Annotated in this window: 22 protein-coding genes and 1 pseudogene; 13 read left to right on the forward strand and 10 right to left on the reverse strand. The window is 65.7% G+C overall.

Annotated features, from left to right (window positions below):
- Nucleotides 1-75: 75 nt before the first annotated feature.
- From G4223_RS10675 to G4223_RS10685, 3 genes are all read right to left on the reverse strand, one after another.
- Nucleotides 76-1,614 carry a bifunctional aminoglycoside phosphotransferase/ATP-binding protein gene (locus G4223_RS10675; protein WP_163679036.1) on the reverse strand — a complete coding sequence of 513 codons (1,539 nt, stop codon included), beginning with the start codon at nucleotides 1,612-1,614 and terminating at the stop codon, nucleotides 76-78.
- Between the two features lie 67 nt (nucleotides 1,615-1,681).
- Nucleotides 1,682-1,864, reverse strand: coding sequence for a hypothetical protein (locus tag G4223_RS10680; RefSeq protein ID WP_163679039.1), 183 nt, complete (start codon nucleotides 1,862-1,864; stop codon nucleotides 1,682-1,684).
- A 118-nt stretch (nucleotides 1,865-1,982) separates the two neighbouring features.
- Nucleotides 1,983-2,414: an NUDIX hydrolase gene (locus G4223_RS10685; protein ID WP_163679041.1), complete on the reverse strand. Its 432-nt coding sequence runs from the start codon at nucleotides 2,412-2,414 to the stop codon at nucleotides 1,983-1,985.
- 72 nt (nucleotides 2,415-2,486) lie between these two features.
- Between G4223_RS10685 and G4223_RS10690 the strand changes: the two genes are divergently transcribed.
- From G4223_RS10690 to G4223_RS10705, 4 genes are read left to right on the forward strand one after another with little or no spacing between them, the layout of a single operon-like run.
- Nucleotides 2,487-3,671, forward strand: coding sequence for an ABC transporter substrate-binding protein (locus G4223_RS10690; protein WP_163679043.1), 1,185 nt, complete (start codon nucleotides 2,487-2,489; stop codon nucleotides 3,669-3,671).
- A complete protein-coding gene (locus G4223_RS20385) occupies nucleotides 3,668-5,800 on the forward strand; it encodes an ATP-binding protein (RefSeq protein ID WP_163679045.1) in 2,133 nt (710 codons plus the stop codon). The genes G4223_RS10690 and G4223_RS20385 overlap by 4 nt, the downstream gene beginning before the upstream one ends.
- A 14-nt stretch (nucleotides 5,801-5,814) precedes the next feature.
- Entirely contained in the window at nucleotides 5,815-6,267 is a 453-nt protein-coding gene (locus G4223_RS10700; RefSeq protein ID WP_163679047.1) for a response regulator, read from the forward strand.
- Nucleotides 6,264-8,174: a hybrid sensor histidine kinase/response regulator gene (locus G4223_RS10705; protein ID WP_163679050.1), complete on the forward strand. Its 1,911-nt coding sequence runs from the start codon at nucleotides 6,264-6,266 to the stop codon at nucleotides 8,172-8,174. Before G4223_RS10700 ends, G4223_RS10705 begins: the two co-directional genes overlap by 4 nt.
- A gap of 297 nt (nucleotides 8,175-8,471) precedes the next feature.
- On the opposite strand, the pseudogene G4223_RS10710 reads toward G4223_RS10705, so the two are convergent.
- A pseudogene (locus G4223_RS10710) lies at nucleotides 8,472-8,687 on the reverse strand (transposase); the annotation flags it as partial.
- A gap of 311 nt (nucleotides 8,688-8,998) precedes the next feature.
- Between G4223_RS10710 and G4223_RS10715 the strand changes: the two are divergent.
- From G4223_RS10715 to G4223_RS10735, 5 genes are read left to right on the forward strand one after another with little or no spacing between them, the layout of a single operon-like run.
- Nucleotides 8,999-10,132: a 4Fe-4S dicluster domain-containing protein gene (locus G4223_RS10715; protein WP_163679054.1), complete on the forward strand. Its 1,134-nt coding sequence runs from the start codon at nucleotides 8,999-9,001 to the stop codon at nucleotides 10,130-10,132.
- A gap of 12 nt (nucleotides 10,133-10,144) precedes the next feature.
- Nucleotides 10,145-10,798 (forward strand): cyclic nucleotide-binding domain-containing protein, encoded by a 654-nt coding sequence (locus tag G4223_RS10720; RefSeq protein ID WP_163679057.1) that lies wholly within the window; start codon nucleotides 10,145-10,147, stop codon nucleotides 10,796-10,798.
- 2 nt (nucleotides 10,799-10,800) lie between these two features.
- Complete coding sequence (locus tag G4223_RS10725; RefSeq protein WP_241004063.1) at nucleotides 10,801-11,649, forward strand: FAD/NAD(P)-binding protein; 849 nt, start codon at nucleotides 10,801-10,803, stop codon at nucleotides 11,647-11,649.
- A 10-nt stretch (nucleotides 11,650-11,659) separates the two neighbouring features.
- Entirely contained in the window at nucleotides 11,660-12,436 is a 777-nt protein-coding gene (locus G4223_RS10730; RefSeq protein WP_163679065.1) for an NADH-quinone oxidoreductase subunit B family protein, read from the forward strand.
- The gene (locus G4223_RS10735; protein WP_163679067.1) at nucleotides 12,429-13,724 is read left to right on the forward strand and encodes a Ni/Fe hydrogenase subunit alpha; all 1,296 of its coding nucleotides are present in this window, start codon (nucleotides 12,429-12,431) and stop codon (nucleotides 13,722-13,724) included. Before G4223_RS10730 ends, G4223_RS10735 begins: the two co-directional genes overlap by 8 nt.
- A 12-nt stretch (nucleotides 13,725-13,736) precedes the next feature.
- Here the strand turns inward: G4223_RS10735 and G4223_RS10740 are convergent, their stop codons facing one another.
- Nucleotides 13,737-14,276, reverse strand: a complete 540-nt coding sequence (locus G4223_RS10740; protein ID WP_205762468.1) for a flavin reductase family protein — start codon at nucleotides 14,274-14,276, stop codon at nucleotides 13,737-13,739.
- An 86-nt stretch (nucleotides 14,277-14,362) separates the two neighbouring features.
- On the opposite strand from G4223_RS10740, the gene G4223_RS10745 reads away from it, so the two are divergent.
- Together G4223_RS10745 and G4223_RS10750 are read left to right on the forward strand one after the other, a co-directional pair.
- Complete coding sequence (locus G4223_RS10745) at nucleotides 14,363-15,031, forward strand: hypothetical protein (RefSeq protein WP_163679070.1); 669 nt, start codon at nucleotides 14,363-14,365, stop codon at nucleotides 15,029-15,031.
- The gene (locus G4223_RS10750; RefSeq protein WP_163679073.1) at nucleotides 15,028-15,480 is read left to right on the forward strand and encodes a hydrogenase maturation protease; all 453 of its coding nucleotides are present in this window, start codon (nucleotides 15,028-15,030) and stop codon (nucleotides 15,478-15,480) included. Before G4223_RS10745 ends, G4223_RS10750 begins: the two co-directional genes overlap by 4 nt.
- Nucleotides 15,481-15,589: 109 nt before the next feature.
- Here G4223_RS10750 and G4223_RS10755 read toward each other — a convergent pair whose 3' ends face one another.
- Nucleotides 15,590-16,690: an NADH:flavin oxidoreductase/NADH oxidase gene (locus G4223_RS10755; protein WP_163679076.1), complete on the reverse strand. Its 1,101-nt coding sequence runs from the start codon at nucleotides 16,688-16,690 to the stop codon at nucleotides 15,590-15,592.
- A 122-nt stretch (nucleotides 16,691-16,812) separates the two neighbouring features.
- Here G4223_RS10755 and G4223_RS10760 point away from each other — a divergent pair, with 122 nt between their 5' ends.
- A complete protein-coding gene (locus tag G4223_RS10760; RefSeq protein ID WP_205762469.1) occupies nucleotides 16,813-17,706 on the forward strand; it encodes a LysR family transcriptional regulator in 894 nt (297 codons plus the stop codon).
- Nucleotides 17,707-17,776: 70 nt separating this feature from the next.
- Nucleotides 17,777-18,109 (forward strand): hypothetical protein, encoded by a 333-nt coding sequence (locus tag G4223_RS10765; RefSeq protein WP_163679081.1) that lies wholly within the window; start codon nucleotides 17,777-17,779, stop codon nucleotides 18,107-18,109.
- Nucleotides 18,110-18,207: 98 nt separating this feature from the next.
- Here the strand turns inward: G4223_RS10765 and G4223_RS10770 are convergent, their stop codons facing one another.
- The 4 genes from G4223_RS10770 to G4223_RS10785 are packed head-to-tail and all read right to left on the reverse strand — an operon-like array spanning nucleotide 18,208 to nucleotide 21,585.
- On the reverse strand, nucleotides 18,208-19,074 hold the full coding sequence (locus tag G4223_RS10770) for a M48 family metallopeptidase (RefSeq protein WP_163679084.1): 867 nt from the start codon (nucleotides 19,072-19,074) through the stop codon (nucleotides 18,208-18,210).
- Between the two features lie 11 nt (nucleotides 19,075-19,085).
- A complete protein-coding gene (locus tag G4223_RS10775) occupies nucleotides 19,086-19,703 on the reverse strand; it encodes a hypothetical protein (RefSeq protein WP_163679087.1) in 618 nt (205 codons plus the stop codon).
- Entirely contained in the window at nucleotides 19,700-20,875 is a 1,176-nt protein-coding gene (locus G4223_RS10780; protein WP_163679089.1) for a M48 family metalloprotease, read from the reverse strand. The genes G4223_RS10775 and G4223_RS10780 overlap by 4 nt, the downstream gene beginning before the upstream one ends.
- Nucleotides 20,872-21,585, reverse strand: a complete 714-nt coding sequence (locus tag G4223_RS10785) for a hypothetical protein (protein ID WP_163679092.1) — start codon at nucleotides 21,583-21,585, stop codon at nucleotides 20,872-20,874. The genes G4223_RS10780 and G4223_RS10785 overlap by 4 nt, the downstream gene beginning before the upstream one ends.
- Nucleotides 21,586-21,885: the final 300 nt, after the last annotated feature.

The following is a 21,885-nucleotide window of genomic DNA, read 5'->3' on the forward strand; positions in this document are numbered from 1 at the left end:
CGTTCCTCCCGTGATCAGGGGTTCAATTATGCGCCGCATGGTGGCGCTTGTTAATGCCGGAGCCCCGCCGCGTGGTCATAGCCCCAATGCCGTCCGGCCGTCGGCAAGGGCCTTGACCTTGGAGCCGCCGGTCTGGACCTGGGGCCACGTAATGTCTCCCAGGTCGTAGGACAACTGGTGTTCCAGCACTTCGACGGTGGCGTCGGACACGTTGGCCCGGCGGGTGCGGATGCGGTTTGCCGCCAGATCGGGCGGGGTGAACAGCCACAATCCCTTGAACGGCACGCCGGCCTCGCGGGCGACACGTTCGATGGCGTCGCGTTGTTCGGGTTTGGCGAAAACCGCGTCGGCGACCGCCGCATGGCCGGCGCGCAGCACTTGGCGGCAAGTCTCGTACAACGCCTGATAGGTCCGTTCGCCCATTTCGGGGGTATAGCCCTCGGGGCCCAGCTTGTCCAATAGACCGGCTCCCATCAAGTGCTTGCGCAAGGAATCGGTGCGCACCACCGCCGCCGCCGGCATGGCCAGAAGCGGTGCCAGTTCACGTCCCATGCGCGACTTGCCGCTGCCCGACAGGCCGCCGACCGCCAGTAAGGTGGGGGCGGGGGGCGACAGGTAATCCTGGGCCGCGATCAGGTAATCCCGTGCCGCCTGGGTCAGGCGGTCGCGTTCCGCGCCTTCGGCCCCGGCCGCCATGGTGGCCGAGACATGAGCCCGGACGGCGGCCCGCACCGACAGGAACAACGGCAGCGTGGCGACCGCCTGATAGTCGCCAGACAGGTCGAGGTAATGGTTGAAGGCATAACCGGCCAGTGGCCGGGCACCGCGCCGGTCCAGGTCCATCAACAGGAAAGCGAGGTCGTAGAAGACGTCGATGCAGGCGAAGGTCTCGGAGAACTCGATGGCGTCGAACGGTGTCGGCCGGCCGCCCACCAGACAGATGTTGCCGCAATGCAGGTCGCCATGGCAGTGCCGCACCAGCCCGGCGGCCCGCCGTTCATCGAGAAGCCCGGCCAGCCGGGCAAGGGTGGCGTGCGTCGCCTCGGTCAAGGCCGCGCATTGGGCGGGCGGCAGGATGTCGGCATGGGCGGCCATGCTGGCGGCGTTGCCATCGACCACCGCCGCCATGGCGGCGGCTCCGCCCCGGTCGGGTCGTCGCGGTGCGCCCTGGTGAAACCGCCACACCGCTTCGGCCAACGCCTGGATGCGGTGCCGGTCGACCCTGCCGGCCGGCACCAGCTTGGAAAACAAGGTGCGCTGGTCGAAGCGGCGCATGTGTACCAGCCATTCCACCGCTTCGCCATCGCCGCCCAGTCGCAACGCCCCGTCCGGGCCGCGTGTCACCGCGACCACGCCCAGATAGATGTCGGGCGCGGCGCGGCGGTTGATCTCGATTTCCGCCTCGCAGGCGCGGCGGCGGCTTTCCAGGCTGCTGAAGTCGAGAAAAGGCAGCACCACCGCCTTCTTCAGTTTCCAGGCGTGCTCGCCGGCCAGGAAGATGGTGGAGATGTGGGTGTCCAGACGTTGCGGCCGTCGGCCGCCATGGGTGGCGCTGCGGCTGAGAAAATGCAGCACGTCCGCCTGGGGGGCGGGTGGGGAAGATGGTGCGGCCATGGCGTCCTCGACCGTCGGGGCTTTGGTTCGCTAAGCGATAAAGCCTCGGACGGCCAAGGGCAAGTGTTCAACCCTGGGGGGAGGACAGCACCACCGGCCAGCCGGTCAGTTTCTCGCGTCGGCACCAATTGCTGACCCGCGCCCGAAGCTGGGCGACAGGCGTGGGCGGACGGGGCGCCGGCCCCGGCCAGGACAGGCGGTAGGCGGCGCGGATCATGTCTTCGATGGTGAGATCGGTTTCGGTGTTCATGCCGGATCTGACGTCCATTGTCGGGCCGGATGCAGCATAGGGATGGGTTCGGGGTCGCAGCGTGACGCTTTGGTGAAAATGCCGGCGACCCTCGGTGCCGGGGCGGCTTCGCTTTCCGTCAGGCCGGTGACGCATCCAGCATGGCCGCCGCAAGACGGTCCAGGTTCGGGTGACGCGGCAACGTGGAGATCTGGTCCAGGGTGAACCAGCCGGTCTCGATCACGTCGCTGGCGGGGTGCGCCTCGCCTTCGGGGGTGGTCATGCGCACGGCGTTGACCACGAAATGGGTGCGGACCCGTCCCGACGCATCGTGGACGATGATGTCGAACACCTCGACCACCCTTTCAGGCCGGGCCCGGATTCCGGTTTCCTCGGCCAGTTCGCGTTGTGCCGCCGCCAGCACCGTTTCCCCCACCTCGACGGCGCCGCCGGGAAAGCCCCAGGGGTCGGGTGTGTTTCCCTTGCCGCGCCGCGCCAGCAAGACACGGCCATCGCGGACCACCATGGCCAGGGCGGCGGGGATCGGATGGGGCGGATAGTCGCGGTTCATCGTGGCGTCGCTGTGGCGCTTGCCGGGGGAGACGGGCCATCCTATCCTAGCGCGGTTCCGTGGGGGAAGCCGATGAGACTTTTGCTGGGGCTTCTGGTTGTCGTGGCTGCTTTGGCGGCGGGGCGGCCGGTTTGGGCCGCCGAGCCGGTCCGTATCGGGCTCGACGCCGAGTTCGGCCTGTTGGGCAGTACGTCGGCCCAGGCCATCGAACGCGGCATGCGCATCGCCATCGCCGAAGTCAACGCGGCCGGCGGTGTTCTGGGCGGTCGGCCCCTGGAACTGGCCATCCGCGACAACCGCTCGGTTCCCGCCCGCTCGCGCGAGAACCTGGTCGAACTGGCGACCATGCCCGACCTTGTGGCGGTGTTTTGTGGCCGCTTCAGTCCGGTCGTGTTGGAAAACATCGGCTTGCTGCACGATCTGGGGCTGATCCTGATGGACCCCTGGGCGTCGGCCGACGGCATCACCGATAACGGCCGCAAGCCCAATTACGTGTTCCGGCTTTCGCTGCGCGACCGTTGGGCCATGCCCGCCTTGCTGCGCCACGCCGCCGCCAAGGGGGCGGAACGGGTGGGCGTGCTGGCTCCCAACACCGGTTGGGGCCGTTCCGGCGTCGCCGCCATTGACCGCTCCGCCGGGCCGGGTATGCCCCAGGTGGTCGAGGTCAAATGGTACAATTGGGGCGAGAAAAGTCTGGCGCGGCCCTATGTGGAACTGTTGCGCGCCGGAGCCCAGGCAATCCTGTTCATCGCCAACGACGCCGAAGGGGCGGTGCTGTTGCGCGAGGTCGCCATGATGCCCCGGTCGGAACAGCTTCCGCTGATCATGCATTGGGGCGTGACCGGGGGAACCTTGACCGCGCAGGTGGGGGTTCCCATGGACACGTTGGATCTGTCGGTGGTTCAGACGTTCAGTTTCCTGACCGCCGACCCGCACAAGGCGATGCGTTTCCTTGGCTTGTGGCGCGAGATGTACGGTCCGGTCGAGGCCGCGGAAATCGCCTCGCCGGTCGGTGTCGCCCATGCTTACGATCTGGTGCATCTGTTGGCGCAAGCCATCGACCGGGCGGGGTCCACCGACCGTGCCCGCGTGCGCGATGCGCTCGAGCATTCGCCGCCTTACGATGGGCTGGTGCGGCGCTATGCCCCGCCGTTCACACCGGAAGACCACGACGCGCTGGGGCCTGAGAACGTGTTCATGGCTGTTCCGCGCGCCGATGGAACCATCGTGCCGTTGCCGGCGGGAGGGGGGCGGTGATTCCCCGGTTGGGTTCCCGGCTTTCCACTCGTGTCGCGGTTTCCGCCTCGGCCTTGGCCGTGTTCTTCGTTCTGTTGATGGGCGGCGGTGCCTGGTTGGTGACGGCGCAGCTGATTCGCGGCCAGGTTTCCGAGCTGTTGTCCACCGAGGCGACCTTGCGGGCCGAGAAGGTGAGCGACCTGATCGACGGCATCTCGGCGACGTTCCATGCCTTGGCCGGTAATTCCGCCATCGCCAACGCCCTGGTGGACAGCGTCGGACGCGAAACCTACCTGCGCCCCCTGTTGGCCGACGTCGCCGAAGTGCACGGCATGCGGACGGCATTGGCGGTCACCGACTTCATCGGCCGGCCGTTGGTCGGGGGGCTTGGCGGAAGCGACATGGAACCGGACCCGTGGGTGGCGGCGGCGGTGGCCAGCGGCCGCGTGCGGGCGACGGTGACGGTGGGGGGCGACGGCCCGGAGTTACGGGTGGCCGAACCGGTGATCTATGCCAATACCGGCACTGCCGAAGGGGCCTTGGTGTGGCGTGTGACCCTGGACGAACTGGCCCGACGCGCCGCGCAACAGGCTGGCGTGGTCAGCGGCGAATTGCGGGTCGAGGCCGATGGCCGTTCGTACGTGGCCCGCTTGGACAAGGGGTTGGACGACGCCCAGGCACCCATGATCGCCGAGGCGGCGGTGCCGCTGGCTCCGCAATTGTCGGTGGTCCGTCTGTTCGTCCGTGTCGGCGCGCAGCCGCAGACCCTGGACGTGCCGCTCAGGCGGCTGACCACCACGTTCCTGGCCATCGGTGCCGCCAGCACCTTGTTGGTGGTGCTGTTCGCCGCTGTTCTGGGGCGGCGGTTGACATACGCTCTTTCTGGTCTGGCCGAGGCGGCGACATCGTTCGCTTTCGGCAAAGGCGACCGTGCCGCGTTCGTCATCGACGGCGACGACGAGATCGCCCGGTTGGGCGCGGCGTTTTCCGGCATGGTCGAACGCCTGGATGCGGCGTACCAGGATTTGGAACGCCGCAGCCAGACCTTGCTGTCCAATGCCGAACGTGTTGCCCGCATCGGCAGCGCCACCTGGGAATCGGCCACCGGTCGCCAGGTGTGGTCCGATCAGTTCCATGCTCTTTTGGGGACCGTGCCCGGCGAGGAGGACCCCAGCCGTGCCGCCTTTTTCCGGCGGGTGCATTACGACGACCGCGAACGGCTGGCCGCCGCCCTTGACGCCGCCCTGTCCCGTCAAGGCGATGGCCATGTGGTCGAGGATATCCGTTTGATGCGCCCCGACGGCCAGGAACGGGTCGGCCAGTTCCGTGCCGAGGTGGCCTATGGCGACGACGGGTTGCCGACCCGCGTCGACGTCACCATCCAGGACATCACCGACCGCAAGCGGCTCGAGGAGAAACTGGACGCCCTGGTGGTCGAGTTGAGCCGTTCCAACGAAGAACTGGAGCAATTCGCCTATGTGGCGTCGCACGATTTGCGGCAGCCGTTGCGGACCGTGCGCTCCTATGTGTCGCTGATCGAGGAAAGCCTGGACGACAAGCTGGATGTCGAAACCCGCGAGTTCATGGACTTCATCCGTGACGGCGTGCGGCGCATGGACGCGCTGATCACCGATCTTCTGGCCTATTCCCGTGTCGGCCGTGCCAGCACCGACCAGCCGGTGGACACCAGCCGCGCCGCCGATCTCGCCTTGATGGACCTGCAAACCGAGATCGACGAGGCCGGCGCCCATGTGGTGTTGCCGGCCAAGATGCCGGTGGTTCTGGGCGATGCGGGCGAGATGACGCGCTTGTTCCAGAATTTGGTCGGAAACGCGGTCAAGTACCGTTCACCCGAGCGTCGCCCCGAGGTGGTGGTGACCTTGGGGGACTGGGGTGATTATTGGCAGTTCACGGTGGCCGACAACGGTATCGGCGTCCCCCCGGAACATGCCGAGCGGGTGTTCGGTATTTTCCAGCGTCTCCATGCCCGTGACGAATACGAAGGCACTGGTATCGGCCTTGCCATTTGCCGCAAGGTGGTCGAGCGCCAGGGCGGGCGTATCTGGGTGGAGCCGGGGGCGCCGACCGGGACCATCTTCCATTTCACTTGGCCCAAGATGCGCCGGTTGCCCGAACCGGCGGGTGCCTGACAAGCGGGAACGACATGGACGAGCCGCAAGACACCTTCCACATCCTGTTGGTCGAAGACGATTTGGGCGACGCCGGGCTGGTCAGGATCGCGCTGAAGCGCGGGACCTATCCGGTGACCCTTCACCATGTGAAAAACGGGGGGGAGGCGCTGGCCTTCCTGCGGCGCATCGGTGCCGATTTCCGTTCGGCGCCACGCCCGGCGCTGATCCTGCTCGATCTCAACCTGCCGGGCCGTTCCGGGCACGAAATTCTTGAGGAGTTGAAGGGGGACCGGGCCTTGCGCGGCATTCCGGTGGTGGTCCTGTCCACCTCCGAGGCCGAGCGCGACGTCGCCAAGGCCTACCAGATGGGGGCCAACTCCTTTCTGTCCAAACCCATGGACGTCGAGGATTTCAGCCGCGCCATCCACGCGGTCCAGGATTACTGGTTTCGTGTGGTGTGTCTGCCGGCCAAGGGGGGGATATGAGCGAGACCATCCACGTCTTGCTGCTTGAGGACGATCCCGCCGACGCCAAATTGGTCGAACGGATGCTGCGGCGGGTCACCCACACCGACTTTCTGGTGGAAACCTGCGGTCGCCTGGGGGGCGCCACGCAACGTCTGGCGCTTGGCGGCATCGACGTGGTTCTGGCCGACCTGTCGCTTCCCGACAGCGCGGGCCTGTCCACGCTGACGGCGCTGACCGCCGCCGCGCCGGATCTGCCGGTGGTGGTGCTGACCGGCAATGACGACGATTTCCAGGCCATCGAGGCGTTGAAACACGGTGCCCAGGATTATCTGGTCAAAGGCGCCAGCGACGGCCACATGCTGTCGCGGGTGGTCCGTTATGCCATCGAACGCAAGGGGGCGGAACGGGCGCTGAAGGAGGCGCGCGACCGTGCCGAACTGGCGGCGCACGCCAAGTCGGTGTTCTTGGCCACCGTCGGGCACGAGGTGCGGACGCCCTTGAACGGCATTCTTGGCATGGCGCGGTTGCTGCTCGACACTCCGCTTGATGTCAAACAGCGGACCTTCGCCGAGACGGTGGTCAGTTCGGGCGAGTTGCTGTTGGGATTGGTCAACGACATTCTGGATTTCTCGCGGCTCGAGGCGGACGGGCTGACGCTGGAGACCGTCGCTTTCGACGCCCTGGATCTGATCGATGAACTGCGTCTGATGATGGCGCCGCGAGCCGCCGAGAAGGGGCTGATCCTGGGGTGCCGTTTCGGAGGCGGCGTGCCGTCTTTCGTCTCTGGCGACCCGCTGAGATTGCGTCAGATTTTGCTTAATCTGGTGGGCAACGCCATCAAGTTCACCGACAGCGGTTCCGTCACCATGTCGGTCGAGGCCATCGATTCCCTGGCCGATGGCCGGGTAGTCCTGCGGTTCGCCGTGTCCGACACGGGAATCGGTATCCCCGAGGCGGCGCGCGGCGGTCTGTTCACCGAATTCTGGCAGGCCGATTCGTCCATTACCCGCCGCTTCGGCGGTACCGGCCTGGGGCTTGCCATCTGCAAGCGGCTGGTGACGCTGATGGGTGGCGACATCGGCTATGACTGCCAGGACGGGACGGGCAGCACCTTCTGGTTCGTGGTGGCGCTGCCGCCGGCCGAAGCGACGGCGGTGCAGACGGAAGAGACGGTGGTCGATGATGACCGCCCCAGTTGCAATATTCTTCTGGTGGATGACAACCCGGTCAACCGCGAGGTGGCTGCCGGCCTGTTGCAACGCCAGGGGCACCGGGTCACCGCGGTCGAGGATGGGCTGGCGGCGATCGAGGCCATGCGCCTGGGTGGGTTCCAATTGGTCTTGCTGGACATGCACATGCCGGACATGGACGGGCTGGAAACCGCCCGACGCATCCGTGCCCTGGGGGGAACGGCGGCGACCACGCCCATGTGGCTGCTGACCGCCAACCCGACCGAACGCGACGGCCGTCTGTGGCGCGACGCCGGCCTGAACGGCTGCTTGGCCAAGCCGTTCCATGTCGAGGAGGTGGTGCGGCTGCTGGCGGCCACCGAAACGCCGGGCAGAGACGAAATCCCGGTGGGGCCCGAGGTGTCGTTGTTGGCGTTGCCCGATTTCCTGGCCGACCTCAAGGATTTGGGGCGTGACCGCATGCGCGGGCTGGTCGAACTGTTCCGCACGTCTTCGTCCGAGGATTTGCGTCAGGTTCTGGCCCATGCCGAGGCGCAATCCCTGACGCCGTTGGCGGCGTCGGTGCACCGCATGGCCTCGGCCTCGGCCAGTTTGCACCTTCTGGCGCTCAACGAACGCTGTCGCACCATCGAGAACATGGCCCGCGCCGAGGACCCGGCCAGCGTCGCCTGGGCCAAGGCCTTGCCCGACCTGTGGGAACGCTCGCTCAAGGCGCTGAGGGAAGTGGTGGAGTAGAGCAGCCTGCGTTCGATCGGACGCAGGCTGCGACCTGCGGCCGTTGAGGCCGCGGCCAAGCCCGCGGAGGAGGGCGCCCGGTGAGGGACAAAGGAAGCCCAGACCATATGATGTATATGCTTTAGCCCCTATGTTCGCCAGCCGTTTCAGGGGGCGAGCATAGGGTCTAGTTGTGAAGTCTCAGGAGGTTGCCCACTCGGTCTGAACCGAGGAAGCTGAAGTTGCTGAGATCGTGTCCCAGGGATTGGTGTAACAGCGCAGTCGCCGTTTGATCTCCGGCAGGCTTGGCCGGGTTGCTCAGGCTGCCGCGACGGGCGGCAGGCTTGTCAGCGGATCATCACCCAAGGGGGCGACGGATTCCAGGGTCATGTAGCGGGCTCGTTGGACGGCCCATTCGTCGTTCTGCTCCAAGAGGATGGCGCCGATCAGGCGGGTGATGGCTGCTTCGTTGGGGAAGATGCCGACGACCTCGGTGCGGCGTTTGATCTCGCCGTTGAGGCGCTCGATGGGATTGAAGGTCGCAACCAAACCCTACCGAAGATCGACGATGACCACCCGCGACACGCGCGGGCAAGCCTGGGGATGATGCCTCCGGGCGCTACGCGCCCTGCGCCATCATCCCCAGGCAAACGCTGCTACACCACTCGATGGGACGTGACCGGGTGACGCCTTGTTGATGGGCTCTTTCCCGCAAATCGGCGAAGAACCTAAAATATTGGCATCCATTATTTTGTATTACCAAGAACTTGCGCTGTATCCTCGGTTGGCAGAGATGCAACCAGGGTGTACAGTATTTCATCCCTTACTGAAACAAGGGGGGTGCGATGCCTGGGGTTGACGCCTCCAATGGCGCGCCCGCCATTCTGGACAAGGATGGTTTGGGCCAATTGATCGCCGCGCTGCGGACCAAGGGCTATCGGGTCGTCGGCCCCCGTTCCGCCGATGGCGCCATCGTTTACGACGACATCGACGACATCGAGGACTTGCCGGCCGGTCTTGGCGACGAGACCGAAGGCGGGCGTTACCGTCTGCGCAAACGGACGGATGACGTGCTGTTCGGCTATACCCTTGGGGCGCAGGGGTGGAAACGCTTTTTGTATCCGCCGCGCCAACGCCTGTTCGCCGCACGGCGCCAGGGGGCTGGTTTTCAGGTCGAAGCCGAGGAGGGCGAAGAGGCGCCCATGGCGTTTCTCGGGCCGCGGGCCTGCGAACTGGCGGCCGTCGCCCTTCAGGCTCGGGTGTTCGGCGACAAGACCTTTCCCGATCCCGGCTACCAGGCCCGTCTGGCCGCCGCCTTCGTGGTGGCGGTGGAATGTGGCGCAGCCGCTTCCACCTGTTTTTGCGCTTCCATGGGAACCGGGCCCGAGGTGACGTCGGGCCACGACATTCGACTGTTGGAGATCAAGGGGCAGCGCTTCCTGGCCGAGGCCGGAAGCGACCGGGGGCGTGAGATTCTGACCGGACTTTCGCTGTCCGCTCCCACCGCCGCCGACCTGAAGATGGTGGCCGCGGCGCGCAAGGCGGCGCGGGCCGGACAGGGGCGGGTGCTGGACCGTGACACGGCGGCGGCCCTTCAATCCATGCCGGACCACCCGCGCTGGGACGACGTGGCGGCGCGGTGCCTGAGTTGCGGCAACTGCACCATGGTCTGCCCCACCTGTTTTTGCACCACGGTCGAGGACGTCACCGACCTGTCGGGCGACCATGCCGAACGTTGGCGCAAGTGGGATTCCTGCTTCTCGGTCGAGTTTTCCTACATCCATGGCGGCGCCGTCCGCACCGAGGCCAAGTCGCGCTATCGCCAGTGGATCACCCACAAGCTGTCCACCTGGGCCGACCAGTTCGGCAGTTCCGGCTGTGTCGGTTGCGGGCGCTGCATCACCTGGTGTCCGGTGGGCATCGACATCACCGCCGAGGTGGCGGCCATCGCCGCCACGCGCAAGGGCACCCAAGGCTAGGGGAGGACGACCATGGTCAAGCCGCGAGATCTCGGCCGCGTCATCGACGAACATCCCTTTTTCCGCGACATGGCGCCCGATTTGCGTGCCGCCCTGGTGTGTCTGGCGGTCAACGAACGTTTCGCCGCCGGCGAGCACCTGTTCCGTGAAGGCGCGGAGGCCAGGAAGTTCTATGTGATCCGCGAGGGGCAGGTGGCGGTCGAGGTCGAGCCGCCGGTACGCAAGCCCATCGTGCTGGAAACCCTGGGGGCCGGCGACGTGCTGGGCTGGTCTTGGCTGGTGCCGCCGCATCGCGCTGCCTTTGCCGCCCGTGCCCAGACGGATTTGCGGGTCCTGGCCTTCGACGCCGATTGCCTGCGCCGGGCCATGCTGGAAAATCCGCAGTTGGGTTATGCCGTCCTGGCCCGCTTCGTGCCGGTGATGGCCCATCGTCTGGCGGCGGCGCGCATGCAGATGCTTGACCTTTACGGACCGGCCGTGGCGCCCAAGGACAAGCCGGCCAAGCCCAAGGTGGAAAAGGCGGTCAGGGATTCCAAGGGGCGCAACCGCTCGGCCGTCGCCGCCCTTGAAGGCGTCAAGGCCGAAGCCGCCGCCACCAAGGCCGAGCTCAAGCTGGCGAAAAAGGGCAAGAAAGCCGACAAGGCGCCGAAGAAGAAGGGGAAATGACCATGACGGCCCATTCCCTTGCCGAAGACCGCGACCCCATGCTGCCCCGCCTGTTCCGGGTCGAGAAGGTGCGGCGCGACCTGTCCGACACCTTCACCATGGAATTGCTGGCCGAGGACGGTTGGGAATTCGTCTTTCGCCCCGGCCAGTTCAACATGCTGTACGTGTTTGGCGTCGGCGAAATTCCCATCTCCATTTCCGGCGATCCCGCCGACCGTTCGTGCCTGGTGCATACCACCCGCGCCGTCGGACAGGTCAGCCAGGCCTTGAACGCCTTGAAGGCAGGGGACAGCATTGGCGTGCGCGGTCCGTTCGGCACCGCCTGGCCGGTCGAATCCGCCTATGGCCGCGATCTGGTATTCGTGGCCGGCGGCGTCGGACTGGCCCCGCTCAGGCCGGCCATCTACCACGCCATGAGCAATCGCGACCGTTACGGCCGGGTCATGGTGCTGTATGGCGCCCGCACGCCCGAGGATATTCTTTACAAGAAAGAGGTCGAGCGCTGGCGCGGCCGTTTCGACATGGACGTCCTGGTCACCGTGGACCGCGCCACCGGCAAGTGGAGCGGCAATGTCGGTGTGGTCACCAATCTGGTGATGAAGGGCGGTTTCGACCCGCAACAGGCCACCGCCTTCATCTGCGGCCCAGAGGTCATGATGCGTTATGGCGCCCAGGCCATGGAAAAGCGTGGTGTCGGGCGCGACCACATCTGGCTGTCCATGGAACGCAACATGAAGTGCGGTTGCGGCCTGTGCGGGCATTGCCAATGGGGGCCGCATTTCGTGTGCAAGGACGGGCCGGTGTTCCGCTATGACCGCGTTGCCGACCTGTTCAGCGTGTCCGAGTTGTGAGGAGGCTGACATGCCCGAGCGCAAGAAGCCGAAACTCGCCGTCTTCAAGTTCTCATCCTGCGACGGCTGTCAGTTGACCTTGCTCGATTGCGAGGACGAGTTGCTGGCCCTGGTGGGCGAAGTGCGCATCAGCTATTTCCTGGAAGCCACCCGCAAGGTGGAAAAGGGGCCTTACGACGTCTCGCTGGTGGAAGGGTCCATCACCACACCGCATGACATCAAGGCCATCCGCGAAGTGCGGCGCATGTCCAAGACCCTGGTTTCCATCGGCGCCTGCGCCACCGCCGGCGGCATCCAGGCGCTTCGGAACTTCGGTTCCGTCAAGGAGTTCATCCGCAAGGTCTACGCCCATCCCGAATACATCGACACGCTGACCACCTCGACGGCGGTGTCGGACCATGTGTCGGTGGATTTCGAACTGCGCGGCTGTCCCATCAACAAATACCAGTTGCTGGAAGTGCTGAATGCCACCTTGAATGGCCGGCGGCCCAACATCCCACGCCATTCGCAATGCATGGAATGCAAGGCCAACGGCGTGGTGTGCCGTATGGTGGCGGCCGGCGAACCGTGCCTGGGACCTGTTACCCAAGCCGGCTGCGGCACCCTGTGCCCCGGCGTCAACCGTGCCTGTTACGGCTGTTTCGGGCCGATGGAGACGCCGAACACCGCCTCGTTGGCCGCCGCCCTGGCCGCCCAGGGGCGGTCGCGCGACGAAATCCAGCGTCTGTTCCGCAGTTTCAACGCCAATTCCGACGCATTCCGCAAGGAGGGCGACAGCCATGGCTGACACCCGCACCATCAAGGTCGAGGCCCTGGCCCGTGTGGAAGGCGAGGGCTCTTTGTCGGTGAAGATCCGTGACGGCCAAGTCAAGGAACTGCGCTTCGGCATTTTCGAGCCGCCGCGCTTTTTCGAGGCTTTCCTCAAGGGCCGCGACTTCCGCGAGGTGCCCGACATCACCGCGCGCATCTGCGGCATCTGTCCCATCGCCTACATGATGGGGGCGGCCCAGGCCATGGAGGACATCCTGGGCCTGCGGGTGACTAGGCCGATCCGCGACCTGCGCCGGCTGGTCTATTGCGGCGAATGGATCGAAAGCCACGCGCTGCATGTCTACATGCTGCACGCCCCCGATTTCCTGGGGCTTGCCGACGCGCTGGAACTGGCGGCGGTCGATCGGTCGCTGGTGGAAAAGGCGCTGCGGCTCAAGAAGATCGGCAACGACATTCTTGAGGTGGTGGGCGGCGGCCGGGCCATCCATCCCGTCAACCTGCGGGTCGGCGGTTTCTACAAGCTGCCGTCGCGCAAGGCATTGCGCGCGTTGGAAGACGATCTGGAATGGGCGGTGGAAACATCCGTCGCCACGGTGGCGCTGGTCGGCGGGTTCGAGTTTCCCGACATCCAGCAGGATTACAACTTCATGGCCTTGCGCCACCCGGACGAATACGCCATCCACGAAGGCCGGCTGGTGACGTCGCAAGGGTTGGACATTCCGGTTTCCGCCTTCCTCGACCATGTCGAGGAGGAACATGTGCCGTGGTCCAACGCCCTGCACGGCTATGCCAAGAACGGCAGCGCCCACCATGTCGGACCGCTGGCCCGCTACAACCTCAATTACGACAAGCTGTCGGACACCGCGCGCGCCGCCGCCGCCGCCGCCGGCCTGGGGCCGGTGGTGCGCAACCCGTTCCAAAGCATCGTGGTGCGCGCCGTCGAACTGGTTCAGGCCTGCGAGGACGCGCTGGCCCTGGTGCGCGGCTACGAGGAACCGGACGTCGCCTTCATCGAGACGGCGATCCGCGCCGGCGAAGGACATGGCTGCACCGAGGCGCCACGCGGCATCTGTTATCACCGCTATCGCATCGACAAGGGGGGGGCGGTGCTGGACGCTCGCATCGTGCCGCCCACCGCCCAGAACCAGAAAGTCATGGAACTGGATCTGGCCAAGGTGGTTCAGGCCAATCTGGAAGAAGCGGACGAAACCATCAAATGGCGGGCGGAACAGGCCATTCGCAATTACGACCCGTGCATTTCCTGCGCGACCCATTTCCTGAAGCTGGAGATGGAGCGCGGGTAAAGGAACCGGCGGTCACGGCATCTTGGATTTCAGCGCGATGGTCTCGCCGTCCACGGTGAACTTGCCGAAACCGCGATGGTGGATGGTGCGCGGGTCGGGATGGTCGGGGTCGATCCACGCCTTGACCACCTCAAGGACGAACAAATTGTATTTGTCCACCAGCGTCGTGTCGGCGACCCGGCATTCCAGGTTGACGAAGCATTCCGCCACCAATGGTGCCGCCACCGCCTGGGCCGGTTGGGCCGTCAGGCCGAAAGTTGCGAACTTGTCGGTGTCGCGGCCTGACGAATTCCCCACCGCCACCACCGTTTCCGCCAGTTCGACGCTGGGAATGGCGATGACGCATTGCCCCGTTCCGGTCAGCGCGGCGAAGCTGAAATCGGCGCCGCTGACTACACAGGCGACCAAGGGCGGGGTGAACTCGACCATCATGTGCCACGACATGGCCATGACGTTGGCCCGCCCCCCTTCGGCGGTGCTCAACAGCACCACCGGGCCGGGTTCGAGCAGGCGGTAGACCTCGGACAGGGGAAAGTCGCGGAACATGGGCATGCCCTCCGACGAGAGGTCCTCACTATAGCACATTGGATGCTTTCTCGTTGGCTTGGCGGGGGTGTTGGCGGTAAAAACCGGCCATCATGATGCTGACACCCGTCGACCACGAAACCCTTCGTCCCCTGCTGCCGCAATTCCGGGGGGCGCTGTCCGATTATCCGCTGGCGCTGAAGGTGTTCGACCGCGTTACCGCCGTCATTCCAGACGGCGACCTGATGACGCTGTCGACAGACGAACGCCATCGCGCCGATGGTGTCGAACTGTGCCGCCAATTCGGCTTCGGCATCCTGGACGTGGACCCGAAAAGCCATTTCACCTGGGACGGCCAGAACGTCGCCACCCGCATGGAACCCAGCGTGCTGATCCACGAGGTCGGGCATTATCAATTGGCGGCGCCGGAACGGCGTGCGGTGCTGGATTTCGGTCTGGGGTGTGGCCCGGAAAGCGGCAAGCGCGAGGAAGCGGACGCGGTCCAGACCCTGTTCTGTCCCGAGCGCGATGTCGAGGAGGCGCTGTGTTCGCTGCTCGGCATCCTGTGGGAGGCCGAACTGGGCCACCCCGCCATCCTGGCCTTCCTGGAACAGAACTGGATGGAAGGCGGGGCCAACCTGCAAAACGTCGGCCATTTCAAGAAGATCGTGCGCTGGCTGCGCGACATGGAACTGATCGACGACGGCGGTCGGCCCACCCGCAACTTGCGCAGCGAAGGCGACGACACCTTCTTTGCCCGCTGGTTCGCCGACAATTCATGACCGTTCTGGTGCTGGGCGTCGGCCATCCGTTCCGGGGCGACGACGGGCTGGGGCCCGTGGTCGCCGAACGGGTCGCCGCCCTGGCCCGGCCCGACGTGACCGCCCTTGCCCATCATGGCGAGGGCACCAGCCTGATGGAATGCTGGCAAGGCATCGACGCGGTGGTCGTGGTGGACGCCACCCGTTCGGGCGCACCCCCCGGCACGGTGCGGTGCTGGGACGCGGGGGCGGAAAAGTTGCCGGCCGGCCTGTTTCCCAAAAGCAGCCATGTCTTCGGTTTGGCCGAGGCGGTGGAAATGGCCCGATTGTTGGGACGCTTGCCGCCGCGTCTGACCGTCATCGGCGTCGAGGGCAAGGATTTCGCCGCCGGCACCGGGCTGTCGCCCGAAGTGTCGGCGGCGGTGGACCGGGTGGTTGAGATGGCGTGCCTTATTCCAACCGGCCAATGAATTGACCGGTTGTATTGTCCCTCGCCGGGCGCAGCCATCCGGCCGCTTGGCCGCCGCCGCAATGGCGGCATGATACCGGCCAGCACGTCAAATGAAAGGCTGGCCGGTATTATTCCGCCGCTATCGGACGGGCCATGGCCGCTCCCGGCCAATAACGGCCCGAGGCGAAACGGTACTGGTTGACGTAAGGGATTTCGACCCCCAACCGTTGGGCGGCGTGCCACACCCAGCGTGGGTTGTCGAGGAAACCGCGGCCGATGGCGACCATGTCGGCCTTGCCCTCGGCCACCACCCCTTCCGCCTGTTCCGGCGTGGCGATCAATCCGACGGCCCGCACCGGCAGGCCAGACGCCTCGCCGATGGCCTGGGCCAGCGGCACCTGATAGAGCGGGCCGACCGGAATGGCCGCCTTGGGCACCACGCCGCCCGACGACACGCAGACATAGTCGATGCCGGCCTTGGCGAATTCCTGGGCGTAGATTTGGGATTCCTCGAGCGTCAGGCCGCCCTCGGTCCAGTCGGTGGCGCTGACGCGGATGCCCAGCGGCTTGCCCAGCGGCCAGACGGCCCGCATGGCCCGGATGACCTCGAGCGGGAAACGCATGCGGTTTTCCAGGCTGCCGCCATAGGCGTCGGTACGGGTGTTGGAAAGCGGCGACAGGAACTGGTGCAGCAGATAGCCGTGCGCCGAATGAACCTCGATGGCGTCGAACCCGGCGCGCAAGGCCCGCAAGGCGGCATCGGTGAAGGCGTCGCGCAGGCGGGCCAGACCGGCTTCGTCCAGCGCCTTGGGGGCCGGCCAGTCCTCGTCGAACGGCAGGGCCGACGGCGCCACGTTTTCCCAGGCACCGGTGGGGGCACCGCCCAGCCACGGCGCGTCGGAGGCGCCCTTGCGTCCGGCATGGCCCAACTGAATGGCGATGGCGCTGGGGCCGAAGCTCTTGAGCTGGGTCACCAGTTTGGTCAGCGCCGCCTCGGTGGCGTCGTCGTAAAGTCCCAGGCAAAGGTGGCTGATGCGGCCTTCGGGGGCGATTCCGGTGGCCTCCAGAACGATCATGCCGGGGCCTGACGCGGCCAGGGCGCCGTAATGCTGGGTGTGCCAGTCCTGTGCCACGCCGTCCTTGGCGCTGTATTGGCACATGGGCGCCACCACCACGCGATTGGGCAGGGTCAGGCCGGCCAGGCTGATGGGGGTGAACAATTGGGACATGGGATGGGCTCCTTGTGTCCGTGTTGGGGGCCTTGCGGGAATTGCCGCGATTGTTCACACTTTCCAAAGCGCCGGTAAAGATGGCGATATGGCAAATCAGTTTTTCCAAATGGGAAACAGTCATGGACCGTGTGCGTGAGATGGAGGTGTTCGCCCAGGTGGCGGCCAGCGGCGGCCTGTCGGCGGCGGCGCGGGTTCTGGGGCTGTCGGTGGGGGCGGTGAGCAAGCATTTGGCGGCGCTTGAGGACCGGTTGGGGGCGCGGCTGGTGCTGCGCACCACCCGTTCGCTGTCGCTGACCGACGAAGGCGCGGCTTTCCTGCCGCGCGTGCGCGCTTTGTTGGCCGATCTGGCCGAGGCCGAGGCCGTGGTCGCCACCGATGAAGGCGACCTTTCGGGGTTCTTGCGGGTAACGGTGGCCGTGGCGTTCGGGCGGCGGCACATCGCGCCACTGGCCGCAGAGTTCCTGCGCCGGCATCCTCGCCTCAGGTTGCATCTGTTGCTGACCGATCAGGTGGTGGATCTGGTCGAAGGAAACGTCGATGTGGGGTTGCGGTTCGGGGCCTTGGCCGATTCGGCGTTGGTGGCGCGACGGATCGCCGGCAACTGGCGGGTGCTGTGTGCCGCGCCCAGTTATCTGGAACGGGCCGGGCGGCCGGAAACGCCGGACGATCTGGCGGCGCACCAATGTCTGGTGATCGGCGACGGCAACGAAAAGGTTTGGACCTTCGTCGGTCCCGGCGGCGAGGTGGCGGTGCGGGTTGGTGGTTCCCTGGCCAGCAACAACGGCGAGGTGGTGCACGCCTGGGCGCTGGAGGGGCTGGGGCTGGTGCAGAAATCCATCTGGGACGTGGAAGGGGATCTGGCCTCGGGGCGGCTGGTGCCGGTGCTCGATCAATGGCGTTCGCCCGACATGGCCTTGCACGCCGTCAGTCCGAAAGCCCGCGCCAGTGCCCCACGGGTGCGCCGTTTCGTCGAGTTCGTCGCCGCGGAATTGGCCCGGCGCGGGTGTCGCTGACCCCTTTTCGTCGGTCTTCCGGCCCCCCATCTATGGGAAAGACCCACACCCTCGACGTTTCATGATTCCCATGGCTGCAATTCACGACATCCGCTTTGAACGTCTGTCCCGCGAGGCCCCCGACCGCCCCTTGGCACTGTGTCCCGAGGATTGGGCCTATGTGGCGCGCCATTTCGACGCGGTGGGGGAAGCGTTCGACGTGACGGCGTCGCCGGCCGTGCCGTTGTCCATGCTGACCGGCCGCACCCTGGCCCGTCATCTGGCTCGGGTGCGGGCGTCGGTGGTGGCGGAAACCCTGGAACAGCACCTGGCTTTGGGCCGGCTGGAAAGCGTCTACCGGCTGTTGGCCTCGGCGGTGCGGCTGGCGGGCCGGGGGCAAGGCCCCGAACGCCGCCAGTCCTGATTCCTGATACTCGTTTCAGCCCCTCGCCGGGCGCGGCTCTCCGGCCGCTTGGCCGCGCCCTCAATGGGCGCTGACCGGCACCGCAAGCGGAGCCGGTGTTACGCCTTCGGCGTGGGATACTTGGCCTTCAGCACATCCCAGCCGGTGGTCGAACCGCCGCTGCCGCCAGACGTCTTGGCCGCCGTCTGTTCGATGCGGGCGATGCGTTCGCGCGTGCCGGGGTGGGTGGAAAACAGGGACGTGGTTTCGCTTCCCGATTCGGGATAAAGCCGCATCAAGGTACGAAAGAAGTCGTCGGCCCGGCTGGGATCGTTTCCGGTCTGCTGGAAGATGCGCAGGATGTGGGCGTCGGCTTCGAACTCGTGGGTTCGCGAATAGCCGGTCAGGATCATGGTGTAAAGCGGACCTTCCAGCGCGCTCAGCACGTCGCTGCCCAGGGTCCCGCCGCCCAACCAGCCCGACAGCGCTTCCTTGCCCAGGTTGCCGACCGAGGAAACCAAGGCTTGGTTACGGATCTGGGTCAGTGAATGGCCGTGGTCGGCATGGCCGACCTCGTGGGCGATGACGCTGGCCAGTTCGTCCGGGTGGGCGCATTGGCGCACCAGTTCGGAATTGACGGCGATCTTGCCGCCCGGCAGCGCCCAGGCGTTGACCTGCTGGTTCTCGACCAGGGTGATTTCCCACGGCAGGGACTTGCGGTCGGCGACGGCGAACAGCGGCTTGGCGAAACCGCGCAAGGCTTCCTGGACATTGCGGTCGTCCACCGCGCCACCCGATTTCGTGAGGTAGTCGGGATAGAAGCTTTCGCCCATCTTGATCTCGTCGCCTTCGCCGGCGGCATAGGCGCCCACCACCTGGCTGGCGGAATTGATCAGGTTGCCCAGGCTGAATTGGGCGTGGGCGGGAAGGGCGGCCGAGGCGGCGGTGCCGGCCAGGCCGGCAAGCAGGGTGCGGCGGGAGGTCATGGTGTCGGGCGTCAACTCTTCTTGTCGAACCGGAACGCGGCGATCACTTGTTCGGCGTCGTCGCGGTGTTTCTGGAAATGGTACATTTCCGTCCCGTAGTAATGCACCAAGGTGAGTTTGGAATCCACCACCGCGCCGACGGCGATGCCGATGCGGCGCACTTCGTCCTTGCCGGTGAACGCGTACTCGAAGCGGAATCCCGGCTCCCCGCCCAAGGTGGCCGGGCGCAGGTTGGTGGCGGTGACCGGGGAACCGAAGATCCTGGCGTAGCTGGCGGTGAACAGGTCCATGATCTCGGGTTCGGTCATGGCTTTGTTGAAGCGGTAGGACACTTCGTCGGGTACCGTTCCGAACAGCACGGCCAACGGATCGAAAGTCCGTTCCACATCCAGTCCCTTGGTCAGGGTCTTGCCGTCCTTGACGTTGATGTGGAACAGCATGTTCTCCAGCAACGGTCCATCTTGGGTCCAGGTATAAAGCGATTCGGTGTTGTGGCCGTTCCAGGCGACGGGCGTCGAGGTGGTGGCGCCGTCATCGACGAACTTCACGTTGCCGGCCGGCACCAGTTGGTATTGCGAGCACGCCGCCACGGTCAGCAGCAGCCCCAGGACGAACAGGCGCTTCATCATGCCCCCACCAGATAGGATTGAATCATTGCACGATCATCGGCGTCGGGTTTGACCGCCAGATAGCGTTGGAAATATTCCCGCGCCTGTTCCTTCTCGCCGCGCCGCCAGCGCATCAACCCCACCGAACGCAACGCCTCGGGTGGCGCTCCCGGGGCCTCGCAGGCTTCGTGGTAGAACCCCAGTGCCATGGCTTCGTCGCCGTCCTTGCCTCGGCGGCGGTACAGCTCGCCCTTGTAGTAAAGCACCTCGCCGACGTCGCGGCCGGCATGGATCAGACGGTTGAAAACGGTTTCGGTCTGCTTGAAATGTCCCAGATTGATCTCGTCGGCCATCATCATGCCGCGAATGGGGGCAATGGCGTCGGCCAGACGGTCGGAGGCGCCGCGTCCCTGGTCTTTCGCCTGCTTGGCCAATTCGGTCAGCGTCTCGATGCGTTCGTCGGTGGGAGGATGGGTGGCGGTGAAGGCGTCGAAATCATCGTCGATGTCGCCGGCGTCGCGTTCCTCGGCCACGTTCTTCCAGATGGTGGCGGCGGCTTTAGGATCGTAGCCGGCCTTGACCATCAGGCGGAAACCGACCTCGTCGGATTCGCGTTCGTTGTCGCGGGAATAGCTCATGCGGCGCAGTTGCAGGATGTTGTGGCGCAATACCTGGACGTTGGGCGAATTGCCGAGCACGATCATGGCGTTGGTCCACGCCTGCCATTCACGGTCGTCGCGGATGCGCTGCATGGTGTGGCGGTGCAGGTAATGACCGAATTCGTGGCCCAGCACGGCGGCCAACTGTGATTCCGAATTACAGCGCAGCAACAGCCCCGTGCACACCTGGACCATGCCGTTGGGGCTGCAAAAGGCGTTGAAGATGGGCTGGCGCACCACGTATGTGCGCAGATCCGGGCAATATTCGCCCACCAGCCGGCACATCATGTCGGCTACCAGGGCGTTGACTTCCGGGTTACGGATTCTGGTTGCCGAGGTCCGCAGAAGCTTCTCGTTCTTTTCGGCGGTCAGCCAGACACCCGCTTCGTCGGTGTTCAGGTCTGGTCGGTATCCTCGTTGCACCAGATCGGTGGTGGGGCCGGCGGTCTGGTAGCCGCCGGTGACGCAGCCTCCGAGTGAGCTGATGGCGCAACCGGCAAGGCCGAAGGCGAAAGTGCGGCGCGACAGGGTCATTTCGGCAGCTTGTCCAGCAACAGGGCGACGGTTTCGCGTGCCTTGGCGGCATCGCGAAGGTCGCCATCCTGACGGGCGTGCAAGGCGTTGAACCACACCACCTGTCCGGTCTTCAGGTCGACCAGGGAGGCATGTCCCAATTGCATGCCGCCGCCAACGCTGACCCCGGCAAGGGCCGCGACCATGCGCAAGGCCACCCGGCCGGGGGTGGAGTAGCTGTCGCGCACCCAGAGGAACAAGGCGTAGTCGGCCTCGGCGTGCTCGCCCAGGGCCTGTGCCTCGGACCCCAGGCTCCAGTCGAACTGTCCGTTCTTGGCCGGCAGGCGGTTGTTTTGGTTGAAATGGTAGGTGCGGATGGTGGTGCCCACGGCGCCGTGCAGTTTCTGCACCTGATCAAGACGCATCGCTTCGGGGCTGTCCTCGGCCGGTGGCGAGAAGGACGCGAAGCGGATGTGCATGTCTTCCAAATGGGCACGGGTGCCGGAGGCCAGATGAGAGGCGGCGTCACGTGTCCACAGCGCGTTGACGTCGAGGTTGCCGGTGGCGTCGAACTCGTACAATTCGACGTCGGGGGGCATCATCAGGATACGGGGGGCGTGACCGTCCCCGTCACGTCTCAGGGTCTCGGCCGTATAGTAGCTTTGGGTGGCACAGGCGGACAGCGCGAGAGCCAATGCGGCCACCCACGCCAATTGACGCAACAAACGCACGGTTCCCCTCCAACGTCGTCTGCCGCCATTCTACCGATCACTTCGCGTGGCACAACCCCTGATGGCTGTCGTTGGCGGGTCAATATTGTTCGGAAAAGACCATGCCTTCGCCCTGGTGCCAGTTTCCCAAAGGGAACTTGACCTCTTGGCCGGGGTCGAAGCGCGGCCACCGGGAATCCCACCGCCGGCCGATGCCTTGACCGTCTTCGCCTTTTCGTCGTCCGATAACCGGTGGAGGTGGTAACTCGATCGTATAGGATTCCTCGTGGCACTTGAAATCCGGTATGCGAAAAGCGCCAA

Source organism: Magnetospirillum aberrantis SpK (assembly GCF_011022235.1).
In the GTDB taxonomy this organism is placed as follows: Bacteria; Pseudomonadota; Alphaproteobacteria; order Rhodospirillales; family Magnetospirillaceae; genus Magnetospirillum; species Magnetospirillum aberrantis.